Here is a 24,705-nt window from a genome sequence, read left to right on the forward strand (position 1 = left end):
GTTTCGTGATCTTAACTTCTGCATCACGGGCGCATTTCGGGCCGCGTGAGGTCTCTTTTACCGGCCGGACACATTGGCCGCATGCCGTTGAAACACCGCGGTCCTAGCGTGGGGGGACGGCCGCAGCAGTGGCCGTACGAACTTTGAGAGGGGCCAAGATGACTGCCGTACTGGAAAGCGCAGCCCGCAGCTTTGTGGAGCGCATCGCGGGAGAAGGCGGGACCGGCTGGCACCGGGTGTGCGCCGTCGAGGACCTGGAGCCGGGCTGGGGCGAAGCCGCGCTGATCGCCGGACGCCAGGTGGCCCTGATCCGGACCGCCGCCGGGGAGGTTTTCGCCGTCGAGCACGCCGATCCGGCCACCGGGGCCCACGTTATGGCCCGCGGCATCACCGGCTCCCGCGGTGCCCGTCCCACGCTGGCCTCGCCGCTGCATAAGGAGGTCTATGACCTCGGCACAGGGGAGTGCCTCGGCAGCCCGGAGTTGCGCCTGGGCACCTACGCCGTCCGGGTCACGGACGGCTTCGTCGAGGTGGAGCTCTAGAGCCCCAGCGCCTCGCGTACGTCGGCCAGGACACCGTCGAGGGCCGCGCGGGCCTCGAGCCGCGCCTGCGGCAGTTCGGCGGCGGATCCGACGCTGCGGATCACCTCGAGGTAGCACTTGAGCTTCGGTTCGGTGCCGCTGGGGCGGATGATGACGCGGCTGCTGTCCTTCGTCAGGTAGAGCATCCCGTCCGTGGGCGGAAGCTGGTCGCTGCCTTCGGCCAGGTCCGCGGCGGTTTCGACGGCGGAGCCGCCGAACGAGTCCGGCGGGCTGACCCGCAGCCGGTTCATCATGGCATCCAGCAGCCCCAGGTCAGCGACCCGGATGCTGAGCTGGTCGCTGGCGTGCAGGCCGTGCACCAGGTAGAGCTCGTCCAGGGTGTCAAAGATGGTCTTGCCCTCGGCCTTGGCGGCGGCAGCGAGCTCGGCGATCAGCACGGCGGCGGAGATCCCGTCCTTGTCCCGCACCAGCGACGGCGCGACGCAGTAGCCCAGCGCCTCCTCGTAGCCGTAGAGGAGGCCCGGCACCCGGGCGATCCATTTGAAGCCGGTGAGGGTTTCCTCATGGGCGTAGCCCGCGGCGGCGGCGATGCGGGCCAGCAGCCGGGAGGAAACGATCGAGTTGGCGAAGACCCCGGCCGTGGAACTGCCATCGGCAGCTTCGGCGGCAGTCAGCCGGGCCACGACGTGCGCCCCCAGCAGGGATCCCACCTCGTCGCCGCGCAGCATCCGCCAGGCGCCGGTGTCCGGGTCTTTCGCAGCCACCGCGGCGCGGTCGGCGTCGGGGTCGTTGGCGATCACAATGTCGGCGTCCACCCGGGCCGCGGTTTCCAGCGCAAGGTCCAGTGCGCCGGGCTCCTCGGGGTTGGGGAAGTTCACGGTGGGGAAGTCGGGGTCCGGTTCCGCCTGTTCGGCCACCAGCGTGACGTCGGCGAAGCCGGCGGCTTTGAGTACGGAGACGGCGGTCTCGCCGCCCACCCCGTGCATGGGGGTCAGGACGATCTTCAGGTCCCGGGCCGGGAAGCGCTCCGGCGCAGCCAGGGCGGCGACGGCGGCCTCATAGTCGGCGGCGATGGAGGGATCCAGCACCGTCCAGCCCCCGGCGGCCAGGGCGATCGAGTCCAGCGCGCCGACGGCGTCGATCTCCGCGGCGATCAGCGCGTCGTACGGCGCCACGATCTGGGCGCCGCGGCCGCTCTCCTCGACCGCGTGCCGGCCCAGGTAGACCTTGTAGCCGTTGTCCTGCGGCGGGTTGTGGCTGGCCGTGACCATCACGCCGCCGTCGCAGTCCAGGGCGCGGACCGCGTAGGCGAGCAGCGGCGTGGGCAGCGCGGCGGGCATCAGGAACGTCTCGATGCCGGCGGCGGTGAAGATCGCCGCGGTCTCCTCGGCGAAGATGGCCGAGTTGTGGCGGGCGTCGTAGCCGACGACGGCGCGCGGCCGGGTTCCCGGGGCGGACTGCGCTACGGCGGTGCCGAGGAAGGCGGCGAGGCCGGCGGCGGCGCGGCGCACCACCACGCGGTTCATCCGGTTCGGTCCGGCCCCGAGGGCCGCCCGCAGTCCCGCGGTGCCGAACTGGAGCGTGCCGCTGAAGCTGTCGGCGAGTTCCTGCCGGGCTGCCGCGACTCCCTCGTCGGAGAGGCGGACCAGCTCGGTCAGGGCGGCGGCGGTCGCGGGATCCGGGTCCTGGGCCGCCCACGTACGGGCGTCGCTCAACAGTTGGGCCAATGCGGCATCGGAAGACGTCATGGGTACCAAACTAGCGTCAAACGGCGGCGCGGTGCGTCCCGACAAGCGCGGGCCGGGCTTACAGTTCCATCACGCCCGGGCCGGCGGAAGTCCCGTCCGGTCCCGTCCCGTGCCCGCGGGACGGCCAACCCGGCACCGTCTTGGCGCCCGCCGGAGGAGCACGCCGAGGTGACACTTCGCGGCAGTGTTTCCGGCCGGAACTGCCGCGAACTGCCAGCTCGGCGCAGGGTCAGCGAAAGATCCGCGCAGGACCGGGGCGCCGGGGCGGGTGCTCATTGACACCCGATTTTCCGGACACGTAACGTCTGGAATATGAAAATGGGCCGTGGGGTGGAGTGGGCTTTGCACTCTTGCGTCAACATGTCGTGGACGCCGCCGGGGGAGGCCGTGAACAGTGCCAGGCTGGCGGCTTTCTACAAGCTGCCCGCGGCGTACCTGAACAAACAGCTCCAGGCCCTCGTCCGGGCCGGTATCTTGACCTCGGTCTCGGGTCCGCGCGGCGGCTTCCACCTGGCGCGCCGGCCGGAGAACATCTCCGTGCTGGACGTGGTGCTGGCCTTGGAAGGAACGGAGCCGGCCTTCCGCTGCGAGGCCATCCTTGGCGACATGCCGGACGCGGACCGGCAGGAGAACTTCGTCCGGACCTGCCTGATTTCGCAGACCATGCGGCAGGCGGAGCTGGCGTGGCGGCAGGCACTGGCGCGGCAGACCATTGCCGGAATCGCCGACTCGATGGAACGCCGGTTCCCCGATGACCGGGCCAACGCGGTCCGGCAGCTGACCCCCGCCCCGGGCAGCTGACCGTCCCCTGGCCCAGGGGCGCCCGGCTCAGAGCTTGGCGATGATCTCCGCGAGCAGCTTGGAGATGCGCGGGCCGGCAGCTTGGCCGGCCTCAAGGACCTCGGCGTGGCTCAGCGGCACCGGGCTGATGCCGGCGGCCAGGTTGGTCACCAGCGAGATGCCGAAGACCTCCATGCCTGCGTGGCGGCCGGCGATGGCCTCCAGTGCGGTGGACATGCCCACCAGGGACGCGCCGATCCGCTTGGCGTACTGCACCTCGGCCGGGGTCTCGTAGTGCGGGCCGGTGAACTGGGCGTAGACGCCTTCGTCCAGGCTGGGATCGACTTCGCGGGCCAGGCCGCGGATCCGCGAGGAGTACAGGTCGGTGAGGTCCACGAAGGTGGCGCCTTCCAGCGGGGAGGTGGCGGTGAGGTTGATGTGGTCGCTGATCAGCACGGGGGTGCCCGGCGCCCAGTCCTCGTTCAAGCCGCCGCAGCCGTTGGTCAGCACCAATGTCTTGCAGCCGGCGGCGGCCGCGGTGCGCACGCCGTGCACCACCGCGCGGACGCCCTTGCCCTCGTAGTAGTGTGTGCGGGCGCCCAGCACCAGGGCTCGCTTGCCCTCGCGGGTCAACACCGAGCGGATGGTGCCGACGTGGCCCACCACGGAAGGGGAGGAGAAGCCGGGGACCTCGTCCGCGGAGAGCGTGGCGGTGGTCTCGCCGATCAGTTCGGCGGCGTCGCCCCAGCCCGAGCCGAGCACCAGCGCGACGTCGTGGCTGTCGACGCCGGTCTCTTCGGCGATGTAGTCGGCGGCGGCGCGGGCGGCGTCGAAGGGGTCCGTGTTCAGGAATTCTGTATTACTCACTGGTACAAGCTACCGTGCCGCTCCCGCCCAGCCCAGCATCTTTATTGGTGGCGCCGGTCCGGATGATGGACAATGGATGATTGTGACTACGCATCCCGATTTCAGTGCACCCCGTATCGCGATTCTGGGCGGAGGGCCCGGCGGTTATGAAGCCGCCATGGTCGCCGCCTCACTGGGGGCGCAGGTCACCATCATTGAGCGTGCCGGGCTCGGCGGATCCGCGGTGCTGACCGACGTCGTACCGTCCAAGACGCTGATCGCGACGGCGGACCTGATGACCCGCGTGGGCGAGGCCGGTGAACTGGGTGTGAAGTTCGACCTCGACGGCGGCGACTGCAGCCCGACGATGCGCGCGGACCTCAAGCACATCAACGACCGCCTGCTAAGCCTGGCCCGGCAGCAGTCCTCCGACATCCAGAAGGGCCTGGAGGGCCAGGGCGTCCGCATCCTGCTCGGCTCCGGCAAGATGCTGGACAACCACACGATCGAGGTCCTCACCGCCGCGGGCACCGAGACCATTGAAGCCGACGCGATCCTGCTCGCCGTCGGCGCCCACCCGCGCGAACTGCCCACGGCCCGCCCGGACGGCGAACGCATCCTTAACTGGGCACAGATCTACAACCTGGACGAGCTGCCCGAGGAACTGATTGTGGTGGGTTCCGGCGTCACCGGCGCCGAATTCGCCTCCGCGTACAACGGCCTGGGCTCCAAGGTCACCCTGATTTCGTCCCGCGACCGGGTGCTGCCCGGCTCGGACACGGACGCGGCGGAAGTGCTGGAGGGCGTCTTCGAGCGCCGCGGCGTGAAAGTGCTGTCCCGGGCGCGCGCCGAGACCGTGGAGCGCACGGACGACGGCGTCGTGGTCACCCTCGGCGACGGCTCCAAGGTGACCGGCAGCCACTGCCTGGTGGCTGTGGGATCCATCCCGAACACCGCCGGGATCGGCCTGGAGGAGGCCGGCGTCGCGCTGACCGAGAGCGGCCACATCAAGGTCGACGGCGTATCGCGCACCACCGCGCCGAACATCTACGCCGCCGGCGACTGCACCGGCGTGCTGGCCCTCGCCTCGGTCGCGGCCATGCAGGGACGCATCGCGATCGCGCACTTCCTCGGCGACAGCGTCACCCCGCTCAAGCTGCACCAGGTGGCGTCGAACATCTTCACCTCCCCGGAGATCGCCAACGTCGGCGTCTCGGAGGCGGAGATCGACTCCGGAAAGTACCAGGGCGACGTCGTCAAGCTTTCGCTGCGCAGCAACGCGCGCGCCAAGATGCGCAACCACAAGGACGGGTTCATCAAGATCTTCGCCCGCAAGGGCTCCGGCACCGTGATCGGCGGCGTCGTGGTGGGGCCGAACGCCTCCGAGCTGATCTTCGCGATCTCCCTGGCGGTGACGCAGAAACTGCACGTCGACGACGTCGCCAGCACCTTCACCGTCTACCCGTCGCTGAGCGGTTCCATCTCCGAGGCGGCGCGGCGGTTGCACGTCCACATGTAGCAACTAACGGAGGCAGTAGCCATGCAGAGTCCCCGCACCCTGGTTGAGTCCGTGGAACAGCATCCCGCGCTGCCTTCCGGACCGGAGGAACGCTTTGCCGGCTACGGCGTGATGGGCGTTCCGTTCAGCTCCGGCTACATCCTGGCCCTGCGGCGTTTTGCTGCGTCCTCCGTCGGCCCGGGCTACACCTCGGTCTGGATCCGTGACCCTGCCGGCGTCTGGACGATGCACAGCACCACAGCCCCCGCGTCGTCCTGTCCCCGCTACTTCGGCAGCGCGCTCGGGGCCGCGTCCACCGTCGGGATTTCCCTCCGGTGGCATGACGACTACTCCTTCCGCGTGGAGGTAGGTGACGGGGTGGACCTGGCCTGGGACGTGACACTGGCTGCGACGCCGGTCACCCGGCTGATGTCGGCCGTGGCCGGGTCTGTCCCGGAGCCGCTGTGGCGCAACCGGACCTTCCTGCGCGCCATGGGCGCCGTGGCAGGCCCGGTGCTGGGCGCCGGGCACATCGGGCTGACGGGCAGGGTGCCCAACGGGCAGACGTTCGGTGCGCGCCCGCGCCGGATGTGGTTTGTCCGTGACAGCACAGCGCACTTGCGGGGGCATAGCCTGGGGCAGGCTTCGGCGCTGCCGGTCCAGGACAGGCTGGGGGACTTCTGGATTCCCCAGCGCGGCATTTTCATGATCGGCTCGTCGGTGTTCGAGCCCTTTGACCCGGCCACGCACCTCGCCGCGGAACGCTGAACCACCTAGGGCACTGACGCAGGGAAGCAGAGAAGGCAGGGGGACAGCGGCAGCCGCCGTCGTCCCCCGCCTCCTCCCGCGAAAAACGGGCACGGGCCTTAGAACGGGTACGGTGCGATGTCCGGGCGCATGGTGAGCCACTGGATTTCGGTGAAGGATTCCATGTTGGCGTGGTGGCCGCCGATCCGTGAGCCGTTGCCGGAGTTCTTCGTCCCGCCGAAGGGGGAGTTCGCCTCGTCGGACACCGTCTGCTCGTTGATGTGGACCTTGCCGGAGTCCAGCCGGTCCGCGATGGTCATGGCCATGCCGACGTCGCCCAGGATGCCGATGGACAGCCCGTATTCATTGTCGTTGGCCAGCGCCACGGCCTCGTCCAGGGTGGAGAACTTCATGACCGGGGCCACGGGGCCGAAGATTTCGTCCTTCCACGCGGGGCTGTCCTCGGCCAGGTCCACCAGCACGGTGGGCTGGTAGAACCGGCCGTCGTGGGTGCCGCCGGCAGCCAGCCGGGCGCCGGCCTGCACCGCGTCCTGGACAATCCCGTCCACCCGGTGCAGCTGGCGTTCGTCGATCACCGGGCCGAGTGCCACGGTGCCGCTCTTCGGATCTCCCACCGGCAGGTGCCCGGCCTTTTCGGCGAGGGCGGCGACGTAGTCGTCGTAGATGTCCTCGTGCACAATGTGCCGGCCGGCCGCCATGCAGATCTGGCCCTGGTGCATGAATGATCCGAATGCCGCCGCGGAGGCCGCCTTGGCCAGGTCGGCTCCGGGCAGCACGATCAGCGCGTTGTTGCCGCCCAGTTCGAGGTGCGCGCGTTTGAGCAGCCGGCCGGCGGTTTCGCCGATCTTGCGGCCGGCCGCCGTCGATCCGGTAAAGGCGATCACCCGGACCTCGGGGGCCTCGACGACGGCGGCGCCGATCTCCGCGCCGCCGGGGAGCAGGGAGAGCAGCCCCGACGGGAGGCCGGCCTCCTCGAAGATCCGCATTACGGTCACGCCGCCGCAGACCGCGGTGCGGGGGTCCGGTTTGAGCAGCACAGCGTTGCCGAGGGCCAGGGCCGGGGCGACGGCGCGGATCGAAAGGATCAGCGGGAAGTTGAACGGCGCGATCACCGAGACCACTCCCACCGGCCGGCGCCGGGCGAAGGACCAGCGGTTTTCGTTGGAGGTGAGCACGTCGCCGGCCGGGAGTGAGGGCAGCGCGGAGGCGTCGTAGCATTCGTTGGCGGCGATGTGCGTTTCCAGCCCGGCCTTGGGCGGGATGCCGCCGGATTCGCGGACGATCCAGTCCTGGATTTCGGCGGCGTGCTCCTCCCAGAGCTGGCCGGCGCGGCGCAGCACGGCGGCCCGGTCCTCCGGGTTGCGGGCAGCCCACTCCTTTTGTGCCTTGGCCGCGGCCGTGGCGGCCTCGCGGACGTCGTCCACGGAGGCGACGCCGTAGCTGCCCAGGGTCTCGCCGGTGGCTGGTTCGACGGCGTCAGCTGTCCCGCCGCCGCCGGTGCGCCAGCCGTTGAGGTAGATCTTGCCCTCCCAGAGGGCGGAGTCGAGCAGGGACATGACGTGTCCTTTCATCGTGGGGCTGCGTGGGGCTGCCTTGGGCGGCCGTACGCCAGGTCGATAGCGCGCTGGCCGATCCCGTCCATCACATGCTGTGCCGCAGCCGCCGTCAAGACCCTCCGGTGACACTCGGCCCTAGCCCGGCGCCGACGGGTGCTCGCACAGTGGACCATGGCCAACATTTACCTTCCCTTCGGGACCGTCGAGGGCCAGACGGCCCGGATCGCCGAGTACATCGCCTACGTGATCCGTGAACACGGGCACGAGGCCCGGGCTGCCGATCTCCAGACCTCCGGCGATGCCCTCCCGGATGAGTGCGACGGCGTCATCGTCGGGGCCTCGGTCCACATGGGCAAGCACGAGGGGTTTGTCACGGATTTCGTCCGCGCGAACAGGGCGGCGCTGGAACGGCTGCCCTCAGCGCTGTTCTCGGTCAGCCTCGCCGCGCACGGGGACGAGGAGAGCGCGGAAGGCTATGTGGAGAAGTTCGAGGAGGAGACCGGCTGGCGTCCGGCGCACGTCGGCCTGTTCGCTGGCGCGCTGCCCTATACCCAGTACGGCTTCCTCAAACGGCACATGATGAAGAGGATCACCAGCAGCAAGGGCTCCCCGGACACGGATCTTTCCCGCGACTACGTCTACACCGAGTGGGACGGCGTCCGGCGCTTCGCGGAGGACTTCCTGGCCGGGCTGCCGCCAGCCGGGGCTTAGACGGCAGCCGTCCGAACGCTTCCCGACGTCGAACTGCCCCGGGCCATCCGGGCGGCCAGCAGGTAGACGATTCCGGTGATCAGCGGGATCACGCTTGCCGCGGCGAGCGAGGAGACTGGGCCCGACCGGCCGAGCACCGTGATCAGCAGCGGCAGCACACCCAGGGCCAGCAGCAACCACCCCGCCAGGGCGGTCCGTTTCAGCCCGAGGATGGCGGCCGGGAACGCCAGGGCGACGACGCCGATAGCCAGCACCGGTCCGTTCACTTCCTGGAAGCTGCGCGCCATCGTCGAATCGACGGCAAACCACACACACACAGCGCGACGAAGGCCGCCGTCAGTGCCACCAGCAGGGGAACTGCCGCTGCCGGCCAGAACCAGGCGAGGGCCGCAAGGACCAGCATCGGCGCCGCCCAGGCCAGGAGCGTCGTCAGGCCGGCCGACCCGCCCGGTTCCTCCATGGCGTAGCCGCCGATGAACGCGCCGCCGAACGCGGTGAAGACCGCCATGAGAGCGGCACCGGTTTTCACCAGGGCGGCGGACCGCCGCTGCGGGTCTTTCTGCCGCCTAATGACAACTCCCAGCACGACTCCGACCACGACGACGGCGCCTACGGCCAGAATGATGGGGACGGACACTGGTGCCTCCTCGGGGGTGGTTCCTGTGCCGATTGAAGCCCGGCGGGGGCCCGTGGCCAAGGGGACAAAGCCCCGGTGTGCGTGGGGCAGGCGTAGATTACTGCCTTCTGATTGTGCACAACTCCGGTCTGCCCAAATTGAGCGCGGTCCAACCCCTAGCGACCGCTCACCGGACGCGACTCTCGACACTCCCCTGCATGTGGCCCGGGCGTTTGTTCCTGTGGGGACCGGTACCTCACCACCGAATCGGACGTCCGTCAAACCTGTCTCACATCAGGCCGTCATACGCCGTCATTTGGGGTCTTCCATCGACGAGCGATCTTGCTATCGTCGCAAGTAAGAATGCCGCCACGCGGCCAAGCTGGCGAGCCCTTGCCGGCTCCTCGACGAAGGACCCACCATGAAGCGCACACGACTTTCCGTTATCGGCCTCATCGCAGCTGCAGGACTAGCCCTGACCGGATGCGGGTCGGCGTCCACAACTCCTGCCAGCTCGGCACCGGCAGGCGGCCCGGACACCTCATTGAGCGACGTCAAGAGTGCGGGTGTGCTCCGGGTCGGCACGGAGGGCACCTACAAGCCCTTCTCCTTCCACGCCAACGGCAACGGCGAGCTGACGGGTTACGACGTCGAGATCATCAACGCCGTCGCCGGCAAGCTCGGCGTCAAGCCGGCCTTCCAGGAGACGCAGTTCGACGCGATCTTTGCCGGCCTCGAAGCCAAGCGGTTCGACGTCGTCGCCAACCAGGTCTCGATCACGGACGAACGCAAGGCGAAGTACGACTTCTCCACCCCGTACACCGTCAGCACCGGCGTCATTGTCACTAAGTCCGACAATGCAGACATCACTTCCTTCGACGGCCTCAAGGGCAAGACCACGGCGCAGTCGCTGACGAGCAATTGGTACAAGCTGGCACAGCAGAGCGGGGCCAACGTGCAGGCCGTTGAGGGCTGGGCGCAGGCGATTACGCTGCTCAAGCAGGGACGCGTCGATGCCACCATCAACGACAAGCTCACCTACCTGGACCAGCAGAAGACGGCCCAGGATGACAGCATCAAGATCGCCGCCGAGACCACGGACAAGTCGCTCAGCGCCTTCGCGTTCCGCAAGGGCTCAACCAGCCTGACGGCCGCAGTCGACAAGGCCCTCACCGAGCTGCAGGCCGACGGTACCCTCAAGAAGATTTCGCAGAAATACTTCAACGCCGACGTCACCAAGTAGCCGGATGGAAACCGTCGAAGAACGCGGCTCCCGATCATGACGATCAACTGGGATCTCGTCTGGGGGTCGCTGGGACCCATCCTGAGCGGCGCGATTACCGGCACCATTCCCGTGGCGCTGGCCTCGTTCGCCTTGGGACTGCTGCTGGCCCTGCTGGTCGCCCTGATGCGACTCAGCCGCAATCCCGTCCTCTCGGCGATCGCTCGGATCTACATCTCTGTTATCCGGGGCACGCCGCTCCTGGTTCAGCTGTTTGTCATCTTCTACGGGCTGCCCTCCATCGGCGTCACCATCAGTCCCTGGCCCAGCGCGATCATCGCCTTCTCCCTGAACGTAGGCGGCTACGCCGCCGAGGTCATCCGGGCGGCCATCCTGTCCGTTCCGAAGGGCCAATGGGAGGCTGGCCACACCATCGGGATGTCCCGCCGCCAGTCGCTGGTCCGGATCATCCTGCCGCAGGCCGCGCGGGTCTCGGTCCCGCCGCTGTCCAACACCTTTATCAGCCTGGTCAAGGACACGTCCCTGGCCTCGCTGATCCTCGTCACCGAACTGTTCCGCCAGGCCCAGCAGGTGGCGGCGTTCAGCCAGGAATTTATGCTGCTGTATCTGGAAGCGGCCGTCATTTACTGGATCATCTGCCTGGTTCTCGCTGGCGGCCAGTCCGTCCTTGAGAAGAGATTGGACCGCTATGTCGCCCACTGAATCCGATCTCCCGGGCGCCGGCCTCCCTGACACTGCGCCGGACGCCGCGCCACTGTTGTCGGTCCGCGGACTCCGCAAGGCGTTTGGCCAGCATGAAGTGCTGAAATCAATCGACCTGAACGTCCGCCGGGGTGAAGTGGTCACCCTGATCGGGCCGTCCGGCTCCGGCAAAACGACGGTCCTGCGGTGCCTTAACGGACTCGAAGTTCCCGACGCCGGCATCGTGGAGTTCGCCGGCGACCTCACGGTCGACTTTTCTGCCCAGGTGTCGAAGAAGCAGCTGGCGGCCATGAGGGACCGTAGCGCGATGGTGTTCCAGCACTACAACCTGTTTCCGCACAAGACCACCCTCGAGAACGTCATCGAGGGCCCGGTCCAGGTGCAGAAGCGGCCCAAGGCGGAGGCCGTCAGGGAGGCCCGGGAACTGCTCGCCCGGGTCGGGCTTGCGGACAAGGAAGACAGCTATCCCTTCGAGCTCTCCGGCGGCCAGCAGCAGCGCGTCGGCATCGTGCGCGCGCTGGCCCTGCGCCCGCAGCTGCTGCTTTTTGACGAGCCGACGTCGGCGCTCGACCCGGAGCTTGTCGGCGATGTCCTGATCGTCATCAAGGAGTTGGCGGACGAGGGCTGGACCATGGTCGTGGTGACCCATGAGCTGGCGTTCGCCCGCGAGGTTGCCGACGAAGTCATCTTCATGGACGGCGGGGTGGTCGTGGAACGCGGCCATCCGGACACGGTGCTGCGCGCCCCGCGGGAGGAGCGCACCCGGCAGTTCGTGGACCGGCTGCTGAATCCGTTCTAAGGCAGGTCCGCCCTACGCCTCTGCGCCCTGGAAGTGCCTTTCGATGAGCCCCTTGATGTCCTCATGGCAGCCGCCGCAGCCGGTGCCGGCGCGGGTGGAGGCCGAGACCTCGGCCACCGTCCCGCAGCCTGAGGACACCGCGGCGGCAATGGACGTTCCGCTCACCCCGGCGCACCGGCACACAGTGCGCTCCGGATCAGCCGCGGCCGCGGCCGCCGCCGTCTGGTCCGGTCCGTCCAGGCGCAGCAGCAACGACCGGTCCGCCGGCAGCTCCGCGCCGCGCTCGAACAGCTGCACCAGCTCGGCCGCGGTGCGGGGCATGCCCACTGCCACCAGGCCCTCGAGTACGCCGGCCCGGGTGGTCATCTTGACGTAGCGGCCGTGCTCGGGATCGGCCCACTGGGCCACCTGCAGCCGGGCCCGGCCGCCCACGGCCCCGGCGGTCAAAGCCTCCTCGTCCCACGGATCGGCGGACACATCCCCGGCCACGGCCACGGTCAGGCCGCGTGCTTTCAGCACCAGCACACCGGGCTGTTCCGCAGGTAGCGGCGGCAACGCCTCCGCCTCGACAGCGCCGGAGGCCAGCAGCGTCAGGTAGCCGGCGAGCCATTCCGCCTGCCGCCAGCCCGGTCCCACCAGCCCGGACGGGCCGCGGGCGCTCCGGCAGACCACGCACTCCGGGTCGGGGCAGCGGACCTCGGCGCAGTCGCCGATCGCGAAGATGTGCGGTTCGTGGTGCGCCCGCAGCCGGTGGTCCACCAGGATGCCGGCCGCCGTCGACAGGCCGCACCCCTCCGCGAGTTCGGTCCGGGGCCGGACGCCGCAGGAGAGCACCAGCAGGTCGCCGTCGATCGCGGAACCGTCCGCCAGCAGCAGCGCCGAGAAGCCGCCGTGGGCCCCGGTCTCCACGGCGACCGAGCGCGCGTTGCCGGCAACCTTCACGCCGCAGTTCCGCAGTGCAGCGGCCAGCACGGCGCCGCCGCCGCGGTCAATGTTGCGGCCCAACGGATGCGGGCCGTTGTGCACCACGGTCACGGTGGCGCCCTCCTCGGCCGCGGCCAGCGCCGTCTCCAGGCCCAGCACACCGCCGCCCAGGACCACCACACGCTTGCCGCCCGCCACCGCCGCCTGCAGCGCCGCAGCGTCCGCCAGGTCCCGCAGCGCCGTCACGCCGGCGGGCAGCACCGGGGCGGCCGGGTCCGGGTTCAGCCTGGTGAGGTTGGGGATCACCGGACGCGAACCGGCGGCGAAAACCAGCCGGTCGTAGCCGGGGGAGCTGCCATCGCTGAGCAGGACCCGCTGCCGGGCACGGTCCACCCGGCGGACCCGGACGCCCAGCCGGACGTCCACGCCCTCGGCAACCAGCACCGCCGCGTCCGCCAGCGCCAGCGCGCCCGCCGTCGTCCGACCGACGCCCAGGTCCGCCACGAGCACGCGGTTGTAGGCGGCTTCCGCCTCCTCGCCGAGCACCGTCAGCGCCACGACCCCGCTGCGCACGGCAGGCAACAGCTCATCCACCAGCCGCGCCGCCACCGGGCCGAAACCCACCACTACGATCCGCTCCGTCATGAGGCACCTTCCAGCTGTAGAACCTTGACGTGCGGACCGGCCACTGCCGGCCGCACCCACACGTTCGTCGTCTTGAACTCCGGCATTCCGGAGACCGGGTCCGTGGCCGCCTCTGTGAGCCGGTTGGCGCTCTCCACATCCGGGAAATGGAACGGCAGGAACACCGTCTCTGGCCGGATGTCCGCACTCAGCTCCGCCCGGCACAGCACCTCGCCGCGGGCGTTGGCAACCGAGACGACGTCGCCCTCACTGATGCCCTGCGCGGCGGCCGCGGCGGGGTGGATCTGCAGCCGCGCCTCCGGCCGGGCCGCGGCCAGGGCGTCCACCCGCCGGGTCTGGGCGCCGGACTGGTAGTGCTCCAGCAGGCGCCCAGTGATCAGGGTCATTGGAGTGCCGGCCGGGGGAGCAGCCGCCTCCGGGGCACGGGGCAAACGACGGCGGGGCGCCACCGGAGTGAACACCGCCCGGCCGTCCGGATGGGCGAAGGAGTTCAGGAACAATCGCGGCGTCCCGGTGCTTCCGGCCGGGTAGGGCCAGTAGGCTTCCTCGCCGCGGTCCAGCAGGGCGTAATCGATTCCGGAGTAGTCGGCCAAGCCGCCCGCGGAGGCGAGGCGGAGCTCCTCGAACACGGTCTCCGGGTCTTCGCTGAACGTTGACGGCGCGTCAAGCAGCGCGGCCAGCCGGGTCATGATCCAGAGTTCGCTGCGCACCCCGGGCGGGGGATCGATGGCCCGGCGGCGGCGCAGCACCCGACCCTCCAGATTGGTCAGCGTGCCTTCCTCCTCAGCCCATTGGGTGACCGGCAGGACCAGGTCCGCCTCGGCCGCGGTCTCGGAGACAAAGAAGTCGCAGACCACCAGGAAGTCCAGGCTGCGCAGCCCGGCGATCACGGCGTTCGCATCCGGTGCGGAGACCGCCACGTTGGCGCCGTGCACGAAGAGGCAGCGGACGCCGTCGGGCTGCCCCAGGGACTTGAGCAGTTCCACGGCGGGGATGCCCGGCCCGGGGATCAGCGATTCCGGCACGCCCCAGACGGCGGCGACGTGGGCGCGCGCGGCGGGGTCGGTGATCTTGCGGTAGCCGGGAAGCTGGTCCGCCTTCTGGCCGTGCTCCCGGCCGCCCTGGCCGTTGCCCTGGCCGGTGAGGGTGCCGTAGCCGCTGCGCGCCGAGCCCGGGAGGCCCAGCAGCAGGGCGAGGTTGATTGCAGCGGTGGCGGTGTCCGTGCCGTCCACATGTTGTTCCACACCCCGGCCGGTGAGGATGTAGCTGCCGCCCTGCCGGGAGCCCTCGGCCAGCCGGCGGGCGGTGTCGCGGATCAGCCCGGCCGGGACCCCGGTGAGGGACTGCACGCGCTCGGGCCAGTAGGGGGCGACGCTGCGGGCCAGGGCGTTGTAGCCGGCGGTCCGGTCCGCGATGTAGCCGCTGTCCGCGAGGCCTTCGTGGACCACCACGTGGGCCAGGCCCAGCAGCAGGGCGAGGTCCGTGCCCGGCAGCGGCTGCAGGTGCAGGCCGCCGCCGTCGGCCGTGAAAGCCGCGGTGGCGGAGCGCCGCGGGTCCACGACGATCAGGCCGCCGGCGTCGCGGGTGCCCTGCAGGTGCTGGACGAAAGGCGGCATGGTCTCGGCGACGTTGGAGCCAAGCAGCAGGATGGTGCTGGCGGTATCGAGGTCCGCCAGCGGGAACGGCAGTCCCCGGTCCAGGCCGAAGGCGCGCATCCCGGCCGCGGCGGCCGAGGACATGCAGAACCGGCCGTTGTAGTCGATCCGCGAGGTGCCCAGGGCCAGCCGGGCGAATTTGCCCAGCTGGTAGGCCTTCTCGTTGGTGAGCCCGCCGCCGCCGAACACCCCGACGGCGTCCGGCCCGTACGCGGCGCGGGTGTCCCTGACCGCCGCGGCGGCGAGCTCCAGCGCCGTATCCCAGCTGACCGGGCGGTGCACGCCGTCGGGGCCCTTAAGCAGGGGCTCGGTGACGCGGCCCGGGTGCTCCAGCAGCGACGCCGAGGTCCAGCCCTTGCGGCACAGCCCGCCGCGGTTGGTCGGGAAGTCCCGGCCGGCCACCTCCAGCGGAGCCTCCGAGGGCCGCGACGGAAGTGCAGCCGCCGCCGGCACCGCCGGAGCGGTCAGCGTCATGGCGCACTGCAGTGCGCAGTACGGGCAGTGGGTGGCGGCGCCGTCGGCCATTTAGACGTGTCCTTTGCCGTGGCGTGCGGCGGGGCGCAGGTAGCAGGCCCAGCAGACGGCCAGCATCACGAGGTAGGCGGCGACGAAGCCGTAGAAGGCCGGAGCGTAGGAGCCGCTGGCGGTGTTGGAGGCGTTGAGGACCTGCGGGATCACGAACCCGCCGTAGGCGCCGATCGCGGAGATCAGGCCCAGCGCGGAGGACGCCAGTCGCTGGGTGTTCACCGTGCTGGCCCCGGAGAGGGCTGCCCGGCTGTGCAGGGCGAAGATCACCGGGATCATCCGGTAGGTGGCCCCGTTGCCGAAGCCGCTGGCCGTGAACAGGGCCAGGAACAGGGCCAGGAAGAGCCAGAAGTTGCCCAGCGGCAGGGTCCAGACCATGGTCAGGGTGATGACGGCCATCGCGGCGAACGCGGTCACGGTCATCCGCGCACCGCCCAGCCGGTCCGCCATCCGTCCGCCGTAGGGCCGGGCCAGCGAACCGACCAGCGGGCCGAGGAACGCCAGCGACAGGGCCACGGTACCGACGCCGATCGAGGAAAACGCCGGGAAGTAGTCCTTGATAAGTTTGGGAAACACGCCGGCGAAGCCGATGAAGGAGCCGAAGGTGCCGATGTAGAGCAGCGCCATGACCCACAGGTGTGGTTCCTTGACCGCGGCGAGCGAGCCGGCGACGTCGCCCTTGGCGCTGGTCAGGTTGTCCATGTACTTCCAGGCGCCGAACGCGGCGAGCAGGATCAGCGGGATCCACATCAGCCCGGCCACCGGCAGGTTCACGGTCCCGGCGGCCAGCACGGTGATGGCGACCGGCACGGCGAGCTGGGCGACGGCGGCGCCCAGGTTCCCGCCGGCGGCGTTCAGCCCCAGAGCCCAGCCCTTTTCCCGGGCCGGGTAGAAGAACGTGATGTTGGCCATCGAACTGGCGAAGTTGCCGCCGCCGAAACCGGCCAGGGCCGCCACGAGCAGCATGACGCCGAACGGGGTGCCGGGGTTTCCGACGCACAGGGCCAGTCCGGTCGACGGGATCAGCAGCAGCATGGCCGAGACGATCGTCCAGTTCCGACCGCCAAAGCGCGGAACCATGAAGGTGTAGGGGATGCGGAGCGTCGCACCCACCAGGCTGGGCATCGAGATCAGCCAGAAGATTTCGTTGGTGGAGAACCGGAACCCGGCCGCGGGAAGCTGGACCACCACGATCGACCAGAGCTGCCAGACCACAAAGCCCAGGAACTCGGCGAAGATGGACCAGTTCAGGTTCCGGCGAGCGATGCCGCGGCCCAGCGACTCCCACTGGCTCTTGTTCTCGGCGTCCCAGTTCGCGATCCAGCGGCCCGGGCGGTACTCCAGCGCGGGGCCGGCCACTGAGGTGCCGACGGGGCCGCCGACGGCGGTGCGCTCGGCGTCGTGGTTCGGGGAGACGCCGGTAGCGGCGTCGGCAATACGTTCTGCAGTCACGGGGACCTCCTTCGGGGTGTCCCTCAAAACTAGGGACGCCGCGTTTCCGGGAGGCTCGTGCTTTGTTAACGTGCTGTGACGTTTGCCTATCGGCGCTTTTGTGACGGCGTGAGGGGCGTGAGCTCTTCAGCGCTTCGATGACTTGGTCGGCGCGCCCGCATGGCCGCCGGGTGTCGGGTAGATCCGGCAAGCGGGCTCCCCGCTGGGCGGCCCGCTGCGGAAGGAGCCGGTTCCGGTCCGGACTCCGGCCTACTTTGCGGCGTCGGTGAGTTTCTGGCGGAATTCTTCTTCGCTGTTGAGGATGAGCTTTTTGCCGTTGAGGAAGAACGTGGGTGTCCCGGTCACTCCCAGGGCCGTGCCGTCCGCGACGTCCTGGCGGATCCGGGCTCTCGTCTTTTCATCCGCTACGGCGGCGTCGTAGGCCGCCAGGTCCAGGCCGAGCTCCCGCGCGAAGGTCCTGAACGCGGCGCTTTGGGAATCATGCTTGCTGCCCCACTGGGGCTGGGTTTCGAACAGCTTTGCAGCCATCTGCTCGTACTGGCCCTGCGCGGCCGCGGCTTCGACGGCGAGGGCGGCGTTTCCGGAGTTCCGGTGCCCGGGGAGGGGGAAGTAGCGGTGGACGAACGTGATCCGGTCCCCGTACTCCTGCTTCAGCTCCTGCACGAGCGGCTCGGCCGCGTGGCAGGATTCGCACTCGAAGTCCAGGAACTCGACCAGTTGCGCCTTCTCCGTGGCCGGGGAGGTCACCCGGTGGCTGTCCTCCCGGACGAGTTGTGCGTCTGCGGCCGCAGGCAGGGGTGCGGTTGCGGGTTTGGTGACGGTGAAGACCGCGTACCAGATCAGGCCGCCGGCGACGATGAGTCCGAGCAGGATCCAAATCAGCAGGCGGGCCGTCCGGGCCGTCCTTGTCGGGCCGCTGGGGGACGGCGTTTTATTCAGGGCTTGTGTCATGGATGGCGGCGCTGTTCTTTTCGTTGCGGGCGGGGTCTACGGCTCAGCCATGCCGTGGCGGCATGGAGAGGGTGACAACTTTCGGTTCGGGACCGGATCCACAACCCTTGCAGCAGCCAGCAGCAGCGCCGGTCGGGGGCGCGACGGCGTCGGTGGCGCTGGCAACGCGCGCGTCGCCGTCGTCGGCCGCGGGGTGGGGGAGGGCGCAGCAGGCGTCCCCGCGCCACGCGTTGATGCCTTCGCGGACGGCGATCCCGGCGATGACCAGTGCCGCGCCAGCGTCTGCCCACCACCATCCCAGCGTGCTGTTCAGGACGAGGCCCAGTAGCAAGACCGCGGAAAGGTATGTGCACAGCAGCGTCTGCTTGGAATCTGCCACCGCGGTCCTGGAGCCGAGCTCGCGGCCGGTCCGGCGTTGCAGCCAGGACAGGACGGGCATGACGGCCAGGCTCAGGGCAGCAGTGACGATGCCCGGGATGGAGTGCTGTGCCTCGCCGCCTCCGGTCAGCGACCTGACGGAGTCCACGGAGACGAACAGTGCCAAGGCGAAGAAGGAGATCGCGATGATCCGCAGGGTCAGGTGCTCACGCCGTTCCGGGTCTTTCGCGGAGAACTGCCAGGACAAGGCGACCGCGGAGGCGACCTCGATCACCGAATCAAGTCCAAAGCCGATGAGGGCGGAGGAATCCGCGACGTTGCCTGCCCAGAGCGCGACGACGGCCTCGGCGATGTTGTAGGTGATCGTCGCTGCCGCGAAAAGCCGGATGCGCCGGCTGAGGGTGGCACGGCGGGCGGCGCTAGGGGCTGCTTGGATTGTTGTGGTCATGCCAGGCACGTCCCGTCCGGGGTGCAGCAGGCGGGGTCAACGGCCAACACGACGCCGAGCAGGTCCCTGATCGCGTGGCCCAACCGGGCATCGGCGAGCTCGTACCGGGTCCGCCGGCCGTCCGGGACGGCCACCACCAGGCCGCAGCCCCGCAGGCAGGTCAGATGGTTGGACATGCTCTGCCGCGAGACCCCCAGGGAATCGGCGAGCTCCGAGGGGTACGCGGGCGCCTCCGCCAAAGCCAGCAGAATCCGCGCCCGGGTAGGGTCGGAGACCGCGTAGCCGAACCGGGCCAGCACCGGGGCGTGCGTGAGGGTTTCCATCTCCTCAAAGTACATCGCTGCATGTATTCAGGCAATTTTGTATTGAGCCGTATCCGGACGACACGCGGTGTCCAAATAGTGGAACATTTGTCCATTGGGTGGACGCGGGGAACTATTATCGAAGGTATATCCATTCCTTTTGCCGGTCGTCTTTCCGTAGTGCGGTCCGGTCTTCATGAAAGCGTCACTACATGTCATCCACTGCCACTTCAGCGGAGCAGGGGTCTGCCAAGCAGGTGAACTCGCGCGGCCGCGTGATCGTCGCCAGCCTGATCGGCACCACCGTTGAGTTCTACGACTTCTACGTCTATGCCACGGCCGCCGTGCTGGTCTTCCCGAAGCTCTTCTTCCCGGGCCAGAACGAAACCACCCAGCTGCTGAGCTCCTTCGCCGTCTTCGGTGTCGCATTCATTGCCCGCCCGCTCGGCTCGATCGTCTTCGGCCACTTCGGTGACAAGTTCGGCCGCAAGGGGACCCTCGTCGCCTCGCTGCTCACCATGGGCATCGCCACCTTCCTGATCGGCTGCCTCCCGACGGCGACCGTTCCCGGCTGGACCTTCTGGGCCCCGGCACTGCTCGTCGTGATGCGCTTCGCCCAGGGCCTCGCCCTCGGTGGCGAATGGAGCGGCGCGGCCCTGCTGGCCACCGAGAACGCCCCGGCGAACAAGCGCGCCATCTACGGCACGTTCCCGCAGCTGGGCGCGCCGATCGGCTTCATCATCGCCAACGTCATCTTCCTGGTCTTCAGCTACACCCTGTCCCCGTCGGCCTTCGAGGCCTGGGGCTGGCGCGTGCCGTTCCTGCTCAGCGCCGTGATGGTCATCATCGGCCTGTACGTCCGCCTCAAGCTGATCGAAACGCCGGCCTTCACCAAGGTCATCGAGTCCAACGAGGTCGCCAAGCTGCCGCTGGGCCGCGTCTTCAAGAGCAGCTGGCGCCAGCTGATCCTGGGCACCTTCATCATGCTCGCCACGTACGTGCTCTTCTACCTGATGACCACGTTCACGCTGACCTACGGCACCCGGGCGTCCAGCCTGGCCGCCGCCAAGGCCGCCGCCGAGAAGGCCGGCAAGCCGATGACTGAAGCGGCAGCCGCCGCGTTTGTCCCGGGCCTGGGCTACACCCGCAACGACTTCCTCTGGATGCTGATTGCCGGCGTCGTGTTCTTCGGCATCTTCACCCTGGTCTCCGGCCCGTTGGCCGAGAAGTACGGCCGCCGCAAGATGCTGATCGCGGTCACCGCCGGCATCTTCGTTTTCGGCCTGCTGTTTGTTCCGCTCTTCAGCGCCGGCTTCGCGGGGACCATGGGCCTGCTGATCATCGGCTTCTCGCTGATGGGCCTGACGTTCGGTCCGATGGGCGCGCTGCTGCCTGAACTGTTCCCGACCAACGTCCGGTACACCGGTTCGGCCATCAGCTACAACGTCTCATCCATCCTTGGCGCGGCCGTGGCACCGTTCATCGCCGTCTGGCTCTGGGAAATGGCGAAGGGCAGCCCGGTGCTGGTGGGTGTGTACCTTACCGCCATGGCCGTGCTGACGCTGATCGCCCTGTTTGTGAGCAAGGAAACCCGCGACCTGGACTACGAGAACAACGTAGCCTGACGCTCCAGCCCGGTTCTTAGTCGAAAAGCCCGGTGTGTTCTGCGGACACGCCGGGCTTTTCCGTGTCGCGGGGCGGTTGCCGGGCAAGAACCGGGCAGGAGCGCGACGGCGGCGGGCGGGGAGCGGGGCGGACCGGCGCGGCGGGGAGGTGCCGCCGGCGGCGGGGCGGACCGGCGCGGCGGTCGGCTGGCGGACGGGTCCTTACCGCGCGTAGCGCTCCACAAAGTTGCGCAGGATGGCCATCGGCTCGGTGACATTGTGCTGCCTGGCCTGCGCCATCAGCTCCTCGGCGGAGTCGGGCGGGAAGTAGCCCGCCTGCCGGTAGATGTCGATCCGGGTGGTGAGGCCCTGGACGTCGAGCTCGGGGTGGAACTGGGTGGCGTAGAGGTTGGACCGGATCCGGAACATCTGCACCGGGCAGGCCTCGGAACTCGCCAGCAGCACCGCCCCGCCGGGCAGCACGGTGCACGCTTCCTTGTGGCCCACGAACGCCGTGAACTGCTCCGGCAGTCCGCGCAGGAGCGGGTCCTGCTGCCCGGCGGAGGTCATGCTGACGGTGACGCCGCCGAGCCCCTCGCCGTAGGTCCGGTCGATCACGGCGCCCTGGTGCAGGCCGAGGGTGCCGACGCCGTAGCAGGCGCCCAGAAACGGGAAGTCCTCGGCCACGATCCGGTCCAGCAGGGCGAACAGTTCGCGCTCCACCCGGTGCTGGGTGCCGCTCTTATGCTCGGCCGGGTCGCTGGAAGTGAAGGGGCTGCCGCCGACGATCACGCCCGAGTACTCGCTGAGCTCCAGCAGGGGCAGCGGCGCGGCCTCCATCCGGACCCGGTGCAGCTGGGCCTCGGCCAGGCCGGTGTAGCGCAGGTAGGCGAGGTATTCGTCGTCGGCGGCGGCGTCCTCGGCACGGGAGGCGAGGAGCAGGAATGGCTTCACGTAACTAAGTCTGCCCCCGCCGCACCGTTGCCGCTATTCGGCGGCGTCGCCGTCCTCGATCATGGCGATGACAGCGCCCGCGGACACCGTCTCGCCAGCCGACGCGGAGAGCCCGATCACGATGCCGGCGCGGTGCGCGGTGAGAGGCTGCTCCATCTTCATGGCTTCGAGCACGACGACGAGGTCGCCTTCGGAAACCCGCTCGCCCTCGGCGACGGCCACCTTTACGATGGTGCCCTGCATGGGGGAGGTCAGGGCGTTGCCGCCGGCCGGTGCCGCCGTGCCGGCGCTCCGGGAGCGCTTCTTGGCCTTCGCCGGCTTGCCGCCACCGCCGCCGGAGACGGAGCCGAGCGACGCCGGCAGCACCACTTCGAGGCGCTTGCCGCCGACCTCGACGACGACGCGCTGGCGTTCGCCGGCGTCGGCCGTTTCCGCTGCGGTGCCCGCAGGCGCCCAGGCGGGGATGTCGTTGACGAAGGCGGTCTCGATCCAGCGGGTGTGGACCTTGAACGGGCCCTCGGCGGGGGCGAAGTCGGGGTTGGAGACGACGGCGAGGTCGAACGGGATGACGGTGGGGATGCCCTCCACCACCATTTCCTCCAGCGCCCGGCGGGAGCGCTGCAGTGCCTGGGCGCGGGTGGCGCCGGTGACGATCAGTTTGGAGAGCATGGAGTCGAAGTTGCCGCTGATGACGTCGCCCTCCTCCACGCCGGAGTCGATCCGCACGCCCGGACCGGTGGGGTTCTTCAGTCCGGTGATGGTGCCGGGGGCGGGCATGAAGTTCCGGCCCGGGTCCTCGCCGGTGATGCGGAATTCGATTGAGTGGCCGCGGACCTCGGGGTCGCCGTAGCCGAGCTCCTCGCCGCGGGCCAGCCGGAACTGCTCGCGGACCAGGTCGATCCCGGTGACTTCCTCGGAGACGCAGTGCTCCACCTGGAGGCGGGTGTTGACCTCGAGGAAGGAGATGGTGCCGTCCTGGCCCACGAGGAATTCGCAGGTGCCGGCGCCGAGGTAGCCGGCTTCCTTGAGGATGGCCTTGGAGGATTCGTAGAGCCGCTGGTTCTGCTCCTCGGTGAGGAACGGGGCGGGGGCCTCTTCCACCAGCTTCTGGTTGCGGCGCTGCAGCGAGCAGTCGCGGGTGGACACGACGACGACGTTGCCGTGCGCGTCGGCCAGGCACTGGGTCTCAACGTGCCGCGGGGCGTCCAGGAAGCGTTCGATGAAGCACTCGCCGCGGCCGAACGCTGCGGTGGCTTCGCGCACGGCGGATTCGAGCAGTTCGGGGATTTCCTCGCGGCTGCGGGCCACCTTGATTCCGCGGCCGCCGCCGCCGAAGGCAGCCTTGATGGCGACCGGAAGGCCGAACTTGTCCACGAACTCGAGGATTTCCTCGGCGGACTGCACCGGGTCGGCGGTGCCGGGAACCTGGGGGGCGCCGACCTTTTCGGCGATGTGGCGGGCCTGGACCTTGTCGCCCAGGGCGGAGATGGCCGCCGGGGAGGGGCCGATCCACGTGATGCCGGCGTCGATTACCTTGGCGGCGAAGTCGGCGTTCTCGGCGAGGAAGCCGTAGCCGGGGTGGATGGCGTCGGCGCCGGAGCGCCGGGCCACCTCGATCAGCTTGTCCATCACCAGGTACGACTCGGCGGCGGTGTTGCCGCCCAGGGCGTAGGCCTCGTCGGCGAGCTTGACGTGCAGGGCGTCGCGGTCCGGATCCGCGTAGACCGCCACGGAGGCGATGCCTTCATCGCGCGCGGCGCGGATGATGCGCACGGCGATTTCGCCGCGGTTGGCGATCAGCACCTTGCTCAGGGAATGGGTGCCCGGCGTGGTGTTTGCGGGCACTTGCGTGGCGGACTGCTCCGAATTTGCTGACAAGGCGTCTCCTTCTTTCCTTCAGGGAGCCTAGCGCGGTTTTGTGGGTTCCGCCGATATTACTTGCGGATCCCGCGCGTAAACAGCCGATCCTTTGTGGGGTTCCTACAAGGCGGTGCGAAATGGCTCACTCTGCGCGGATGTCGACCGGGTCCGCGGCGCCGCCGGTCCAGAGTTCGGTGACGTTCACTTTGGCTTGGCCCAGCAGGCCGCGCAGGGTGGAGATGGAGAGCCCGACGACGGTGTGCGGGTCGCCGTCGACCTTGCGGATGAAGGCGCCGCCGTAGCCGTCGATCGTGAAGGAGCCGGCGCACTGGAGCGGCTCGCCGGTGGCGATGTACGTGTCGATCTCCGCCTCGCTCATCTCCATGAAGTGCACCTCGGCGGAGGAGACGGCGCCGAGCGTCGCGCCCGTGCCGGCGCCGGCGCCCGTGCCGTCGTCGGGCGAGCCCGGGTCGGTGTCCCGGCAGTCCACCAGCCAGTGGCCGGTGTGCAGCACGCCCATGCCGCCGCTCATCCGGAGCATCCGTTCCTTGGCGACGTCGGCGGTGTAGGGCTTGCCGTGGGCCTCGCCGTCGAACTCGAAGACGGAGTCGCAGCCGATCACCAGGGCGCCGTCCGCCTCCGGCAGCGAGGCGACCGCCTCGGCTTTGGCCCGCGCCAGCAGCAGGGCGGTGTCGTGCGGGTCGGTCACGCCGTAGCGGGCCTGCACGGCGTCCTCATCGACATCGGAGACGAGCACGTCGTGGGCGATGCCGGCGTTGCTGAGCAGCTTGGTGCGGGCGGGGGACTGGGAGGCAAGAATGAGGCGGGTCACGGCTCCAGCCTAGTTCCTGGGGCTGGTCGTCGGTGAGCGCTTTCTGTCAGAGGTCGCTGGGAGAGTTAGGCCATGGATGGTAACCGAGCCGTCGTAGGGAATCTTCGCAGCGTCATTGCCCTGTGTTGCCGGGCACTTGAGGAGATGGCATTGCCCGAAAGCGGCGCCGGACTGATCGAAGAGGAGCTGCGGTTGGAGGAGCTGCAGTCCGCCCTAACGACTGTCACGACCCGTCTCGAAGTGGCCGCAGTGCTATGTCGTGGTCCCGCAGTTGCCCTCGAAGCGGGCACCACCCCGATGGCGACCGAAGCGGTGGATCGGCTGCTCTTGGCCCTCATCAATGTCTTAGCCCTCCAGGACACTTAA

24 protein-coding genes are annotated in these 24,705 nt (G+C 69.2%); 10 read left to right on the forward strand and 14 right to left on the reverse strand.

The window, feature by feature from the left end; translation table 11 throughout:
• The first annotated feature begins 158 nt into the window (after window positions 1–158).
• The gene (gene nirD / locus AC1MED_RS05860; RefSeq protein ID WP_479785953.1) at window positions 159–542 is read left to right on the forward strand and encodes a nitrite reductase small subunit NirD; all 384 of its coding nucleotides are present in this window, start codon (window positions 159–161) and stop codon (window positions 540–542) included.
• On the opposite strand, the gene AC1MED_RS05865 is transcribed toward nirD, so the two are convergent.
• On the reverse strand, window positions 539–2,290 hold the full coding sequence (locus AC1MED_RS05865; protein WP_479785954.1) for a phospho-sugar mutase: 1,752 nt from the start codon (window positions 2,288–2,290) through the stop codon (window positions 539–541). The genes nirD and AC1MED_RS05865 overlap by 4 nt on opposite strands.
• A 360-nt stretch (window positions 2,291–2,650) precedes the next feature.
• Here AC1MED_RS05865 and AC1MED_RS05870 point away from each other — a divergent pair, with 360 nt between their 5' ends.
• A complete protein-coding gene (locus AC1MED_RS05870; protein WP_479785955.1) occupies window positions 2,651–3,091 on the forward strand; it encodes an RrF2 family transcriptional regulator in 441 nt (146 codons plus the stop codon).
• 27 nt (window positions 3,092–3,118) lie between these two features.
• Here the strand turns inward: AC1MED_RS05870 and AC1MED_RS05875 are convergent, their stop codons facing one another.
• On the reverse strand, window positions 3,119–3,937 hold the full coding sequence (locus AC1MED_RS05875; RefSeq protein ID WP_175322747.1) for a purine-nucleoside phosphorylase: 819 nt from the start codon (window positions 3,935–3,937) through the stop codon (window positions 3,119–3,121).
• An 82-nt stretch (window positions 3,938–4,019) separates the two neighbouring features.
• On the opposite strand from AC1MED_RS05875, the gene AC1MED_RS05880 reads away from it, so the two are divergent.
• Both AC1MED_RS05880 and AC1MED_RS05885 read left to right on the forward strand, forming a co-directional pair.
• On the forward strand, window positions 4,020–5,435 hold the full coding sequence (locus tag AC1MED_RS05880; protein WP_479785956.1) for an NAD(P)H-quinone dehydrogenase: 1,416 nt from the start codon (window positions 4,020–4,022) through the stop codon (window positions 5,433–5,435).
• Window positions 5,436–5,456: 21 nt separating this feature from the next.
• Complete coding sequence (locus AC1MED_RS05885; protein WP_479785957.1) at window positions 5,457–6,182, forward strand: hypothetical protein; 726 nt, start codon at window positions 5,457–5,459, stop codon at window positions 6,180–6,182.
• 98 nt (window positions 6,183–6,280) lie between these two features.
• Here the strand turns inward: AC1MED_RS05885 and AC1MED_RS05890 are convergent, their stop codons facing one another.
• A complete protein-coding gene (locus tag AC1MED_RS05890; protein WP_479785958.1) occupies window positions 6,281–7,738 on the reverse strand; it encodes a benzaldehyde dehydrogenase in 1,458 nt (485 codons plus the stop codon).
• A gap of 171 nt (window positions 7,739–7,909) precedes the next feature.
• Here AC1MED_RS05890 and AC1MED_RS05895 point away from each other — a divergent pair, with 171 nt between their 5' ends.
• Window positions 7,910–8,449 (forward strand): flavodoxin domain-containing protein, encoded by a 540-nt coding sequence (locus AC1MED_RS05895; RefSeq protein WP_479785960.1) that lies wholly within the window; start codon window positions 7,910–7,912, stop codon window positions 8,447–8,449.
• On the opposite strand, the gene AC1MED_RS05900 is transcribed toward AC1MED_RS05895, so the two are convergent.
• Window positions 8,446–8,736: a hypothetical protein gene (locus tag AC1MED_RS05900; protein WP_479785962.1), complete on the reverse strand. Its 291-nt coding sequence runs from the start codon at window positions 8,734–8,736 to the stop codon at window positions 8,446–8,448. The genes AC1MED_RS05895 and AC1MED_RS05900 overlap by 4 nt on opposite strands.
• Complete coding sequence (locus AC1MED_RS05905) at window positions 8,712–9,086, reverse strand: hypothetical protein (protein WP_479785963.1); 375 nt, start codon at window positions 9,084–9,086, stop codon at window positions 8,712–8,714. Before AC1MED_RS05905 ends, AC1MED_RS05900 begins: the two co-directional genes overlap by 25 nt.
• 400 nt (window positions 9,087–9,486) lie before the next feature.
• Between AC1MED_RS05905 and AC1MED_RS05910 the strand changes: the two genes are divergently transcribed.
• The 3 genes from AC1MED_RS05910 to AC1MED_RS05920 are packed head-to-tail and all read left to right on the forward strand — an operon-like array spanning window position 9,487 to window position 11,809.
• Window positions 9,487–10,308, forward strand: coding sequence for an amino acid ABC transporter substrate-binding protein (locus AC1MED_RS05910; RefSeq protein WP_479785964.1), 822 nt, complete (start codon window positions 9,487–9,489; stop codon window positions 10,306–10,308).
• Between the two features lie 36 nt (window positions 10,309–10,344).
• Entirely contained in the window at window positions 10,345–11,010 is a 666-nt protein-coding gene (locus tag AC1MED_RS05915) for an amino acid ABC transporter permease (protein WP_479785965.1), read from the forward strand.
• Complete coding sequence (locus AC1MED_RS05920) at window positions 10,997–11,809, forward strand: amino acid ABC transporter ATP-binding protein (protein ID WP_479785967.1); 813 nt, start codon at window positions 10,997–10,999, stop codon at window positions 11,807–11,809. Before AC1MED_RS05915 ends, AC1MED_RS05920 begins: the two co-directional genes overlap by 14 nt.
• Before the next feature lie 12 nt (window positions 11,810–11,821).
• Here AC1MED_RS05920 and AC1MED_RS05925 read toward each other — a convergent pair whose 3' ends face one another.
• The 6 genes from AC1MED_RS05925 to AC1MED_RS05950 all read right to left on the reverse strand — a co-directional run bounded on the left by AC1MED_RS05925 (window position 11,822) and on the right by AC1MED_RS05950 (window position 19,110).
• Complete coding sequence (locus AC1MED_RS05925; RefSeq protein WP_479785968.1) at window positions 11,822–13,378, reverse strand: FAD-dependent oxidoreductase; 1,557 nt, start codon at window positions 13,376–13,378, stop codon at window positions 11,822–11,824.
• The gene (locus AC1MED_RS05930; protein WP_479785970.1) at window positions 13,375–15,558 is read right to left on the reverse strand and encodes a molybdopterin oxidoreductase family protein; all 2,184 of its coding nucleotides are present in this window, start codon (window positions 15,556–15,558) and stop codon (window positions 13,375–13,377) included. Before AC1MED_RS05930 ends, AC1MED_RS05925 begins: the two co-directional genes overlap by 4 nt.
• Window positions 15,559–16,917, reverse strand: coding sequence for an MFS transporter (locus AC1MED_RS05935; protein WP_479786573.1), 1,359 nt, complete (start codon window positions 16,915–16,917; stop codon window positions 15,559–15,561).
• Between the two features lie 342 nt (window positions 16,918–17,259).
• Window positions 17,260–17,961, reverse strand: coding sequence for a DsbA family protein (locus AC1MED_RS05940; RefSeq protein WP_479785972.1), 702 nt, complete (start codon window positions 17,959–17,961; stop codon window positions 17,260–17,262).
• Between the two features lie 43 nt (window positions 17,962–18,004).
• Window positions 18,005–18,787 carry a cation diffusion facilitator family transporter gene (locus tag AC1MED_RS05945; RefSeq protein WP_479785973.1) on the reverse strand — a complete coding sequence of 261 codons (783 nt, stop codon included), beginning with the start codon at window positions 18,785–18,787 and terminating at the stop codon, window positions 18,005–18,007.
• Entirely contained in the window at window positions 18,784–19,110 is a 327-nt protein-coding gene (locus AC1MED_RS05950; RefSeq protein WP_479786574.1) for an ArsR/SmtB family transcription factor, read from the reverse strand. Before AC1MED_RS05950 ends, AC1MED_RS05945 begins: the two co-directional genes overlap by 4 nt.
• Window positions 19,111–19,301: 191 nt before the next feature.
• Between AC1MED_RS05950 and AC1MED_RS05955 the strand changes: the two genes are divergently transcribed.
• The gene (locus tag AC1MED_RS05955; protein WP_346960554.1) at window positions 19,302–20,714 is read left to right on the forward strand and encodes an MFS transporter; all 1,413 of its coding nucleotides are present in this window, start codon (window positions 19,302–19,304) and stop codon (window positions 20,712–20,714) included.
• Between the two features lie 201 nt (window positions 20,715–20,915).
• On the opposite strand, the gene AC1MED_RS05960 is transcribed toward AC1MED_RS05955, so the two are convergent.
• The 3 genes from AC1MED_RS05960 to AC1MED_RS05970 form a co-directional block, all read right to left on the reverse strand.
• A complete protein-coding gene (locus AC1MED_RS05960) occupies window positions 20,916–21,647 on the reverse strand; it encodes a glutamine amidotransferase (RefSeq protein ID WP_479785975.1) in 732 nt (243 codons plus the stop codon).
• A 33-nt stretch (window positions 21,648–21,680) separates the two neighbouring features.
• Window positions 21,681–23,525, reverse strand: coding sequence for an acetyl/propionyl/methylcrotonyl-CoA carboxylase subunit alpha (locus tag AC1MED_RS05965; RefSeq protein ID WP_479785976.1), 1,845 nt, complete (start codon window positions 23,523–23,525; stop codon window positions 21,681–21,683).
• A 124-nt stretch (window positions 23,526–23,649) separates the two neighbouring features.
• A complete protein-coding gene (locus AC1MED_RS05970; RefSeq protein WP_479785977.1) occupies window positions 23,650–24,339 on the reverse strand; it encodes a Maf family protein in 690 nt (229 codons plus the stop codon).
• Between the two features lie 72 nt (window positions 24,340–24,411).
• Here AC1MED_RS05970 and AC1MED_RS05975 point away from each other — a divergent pair, with 72 nt between their 5' ends.
• Entirely contained in the window at window positions 24,412–24,705 is a 294-nt protein-coding gene (locus tag AC1MED_RS05975) for a hypothetical protein (protein ID WP_479785978.1), read from the forward strand.

This window comes from Arthrobacter sp. BI5 (assembly GCF_056680065.1).

What these genes read in the sequence shown, in the direction of transcription:
- AC1MED_RS05890 (WP_479785958.1), bottom strand. Translation starts at nt 7,738, where the DNA reads ATGTCCCTGCTCGACTCCGCCCTCTGGGAGGGCAAGATCTACCTCAAC.
- nirD (WP_479785953.1), top strand. Translation starts at nt 159, where the DNA reads ATGACTGCCGTACTGGAAAGCGCAGCCCGCAGCTTTGTGGAGCGCATC.
- AC1MED_RS05955 (WP_346960554.1), top strand. Translation starts at nt 19,302, where the DNA reads ATGTCATCCACTGCCACTTCAGCGGAGCAGGGGTCTGCCAAGCAGGTG.
- AC1MED_RS05915 (WP_479785965.1), top strand. Translation starts at nt 10,345, where the DNA reads ATGACGATCAACTGGGATCTCGTCTGGGGGTCGCTGGGACCCATCCTG.
- AC1MED_RS05975 (WP_479785978.1), top strand. Translation starts at nt 24,412, where the DNA reads ATGGATGGTAACCGAGCCGTCGTAGGGAATCTTCGCAGCGTCATTGCC.
- AC1MED_RS05950 (WP_479786574.1), bottom strand. Translation starts at nt 19,110, where the DNA reads ATGGAAACCCTCACGCACGCCCCGGTGCTGGCCCGGTTCGGCTACGCG.
- AC1MED_RS05930 (WP_479785970.1), bottom strand. Translation starts at nt 15,558, where the DNA reads ATGGCCGACGGCGCCGCCACCCACTGCCCGTACTGCGCACTGCAGTGC.
- AC1MED_RS05940 (WP_479785972.1), bottom strand. Translation starts at nt 17,961, where the DNA reads ATGACACAAGCCCTGAATAAAACGCCGTCCCCCAGCGGCCCGACAAGG.
- AC1MED_RS05865 (WP_479785954.1), bottom strand. Translation starts at nt 2,290, where the DNA reads ATGACGTCTTCCGATGCCGCATTGGCCCAACTGTTGAGCGACGCCCGT.
- AC1MED_RS05925 (WP_479785968.1), bottom strand. Translation starts at nt 13,378, where the DNA reads ATGACGGAGCGGATCGTAGTGGTGGGTTTCGGCCCGGTGGCGGCGCGG.
- AC1MED_RS05885 (WP_479785957.1), top strand. Translation starts at nt 5,457, where the DNA reads ATGCAGAGTCCCCGCACCCTGGTTGAGTCCGTGGAACAGCATCCCGCG.
- AC1MED_RS05910 (WP_479785964.1), top strand. Translation starts at nt 9,487, where the DNA reads ATGAAGCGCACACGACTTTCCGTTATCGGCCTCATCGCAGCTGCAGGA.
- AC1MED_RS05870 (WP_479785955.1), top strand. Translation starts at nt 2,651, where the DNA reads ATGTCGTGGACGCCGCCGGGGGAGGCCGTGAACAGTGCCAGGCTGGCG.
- AC1MED_RS05895 (WP_479785960.1), top strand. Translation starts at nt 7,910, where the DNA reads ATGGCCAACATTTACCTTCCCTTCGGGACCGTCGAGGGCCAGACGGCC.
- AC1MED_RS05920 (WP_479785967.1), top strand. Translation starts at nt 10,997, where the DNA reads ATGTCGCCCACTGAATCCGATCTCCCGGGCGCCGGCCTCCCTGACACT.
- AC1MED_RS05945 (WP_479785973.1), bottom strand. Translation starts at nt 18,787, where the DNA reads ATGACCACAACAATCCAAGCAGCCCCTAGCGCCGCCCGCCGTGCCACC.
- AC1MED_RS05900 (WP_479785962.1), bottom strand. Translation starts at nt 8,736, where the DNA reads ATGGCGCGCAGCTTCCAGGAAGTGAACGGACCGGTGCTGGCTATCGGC.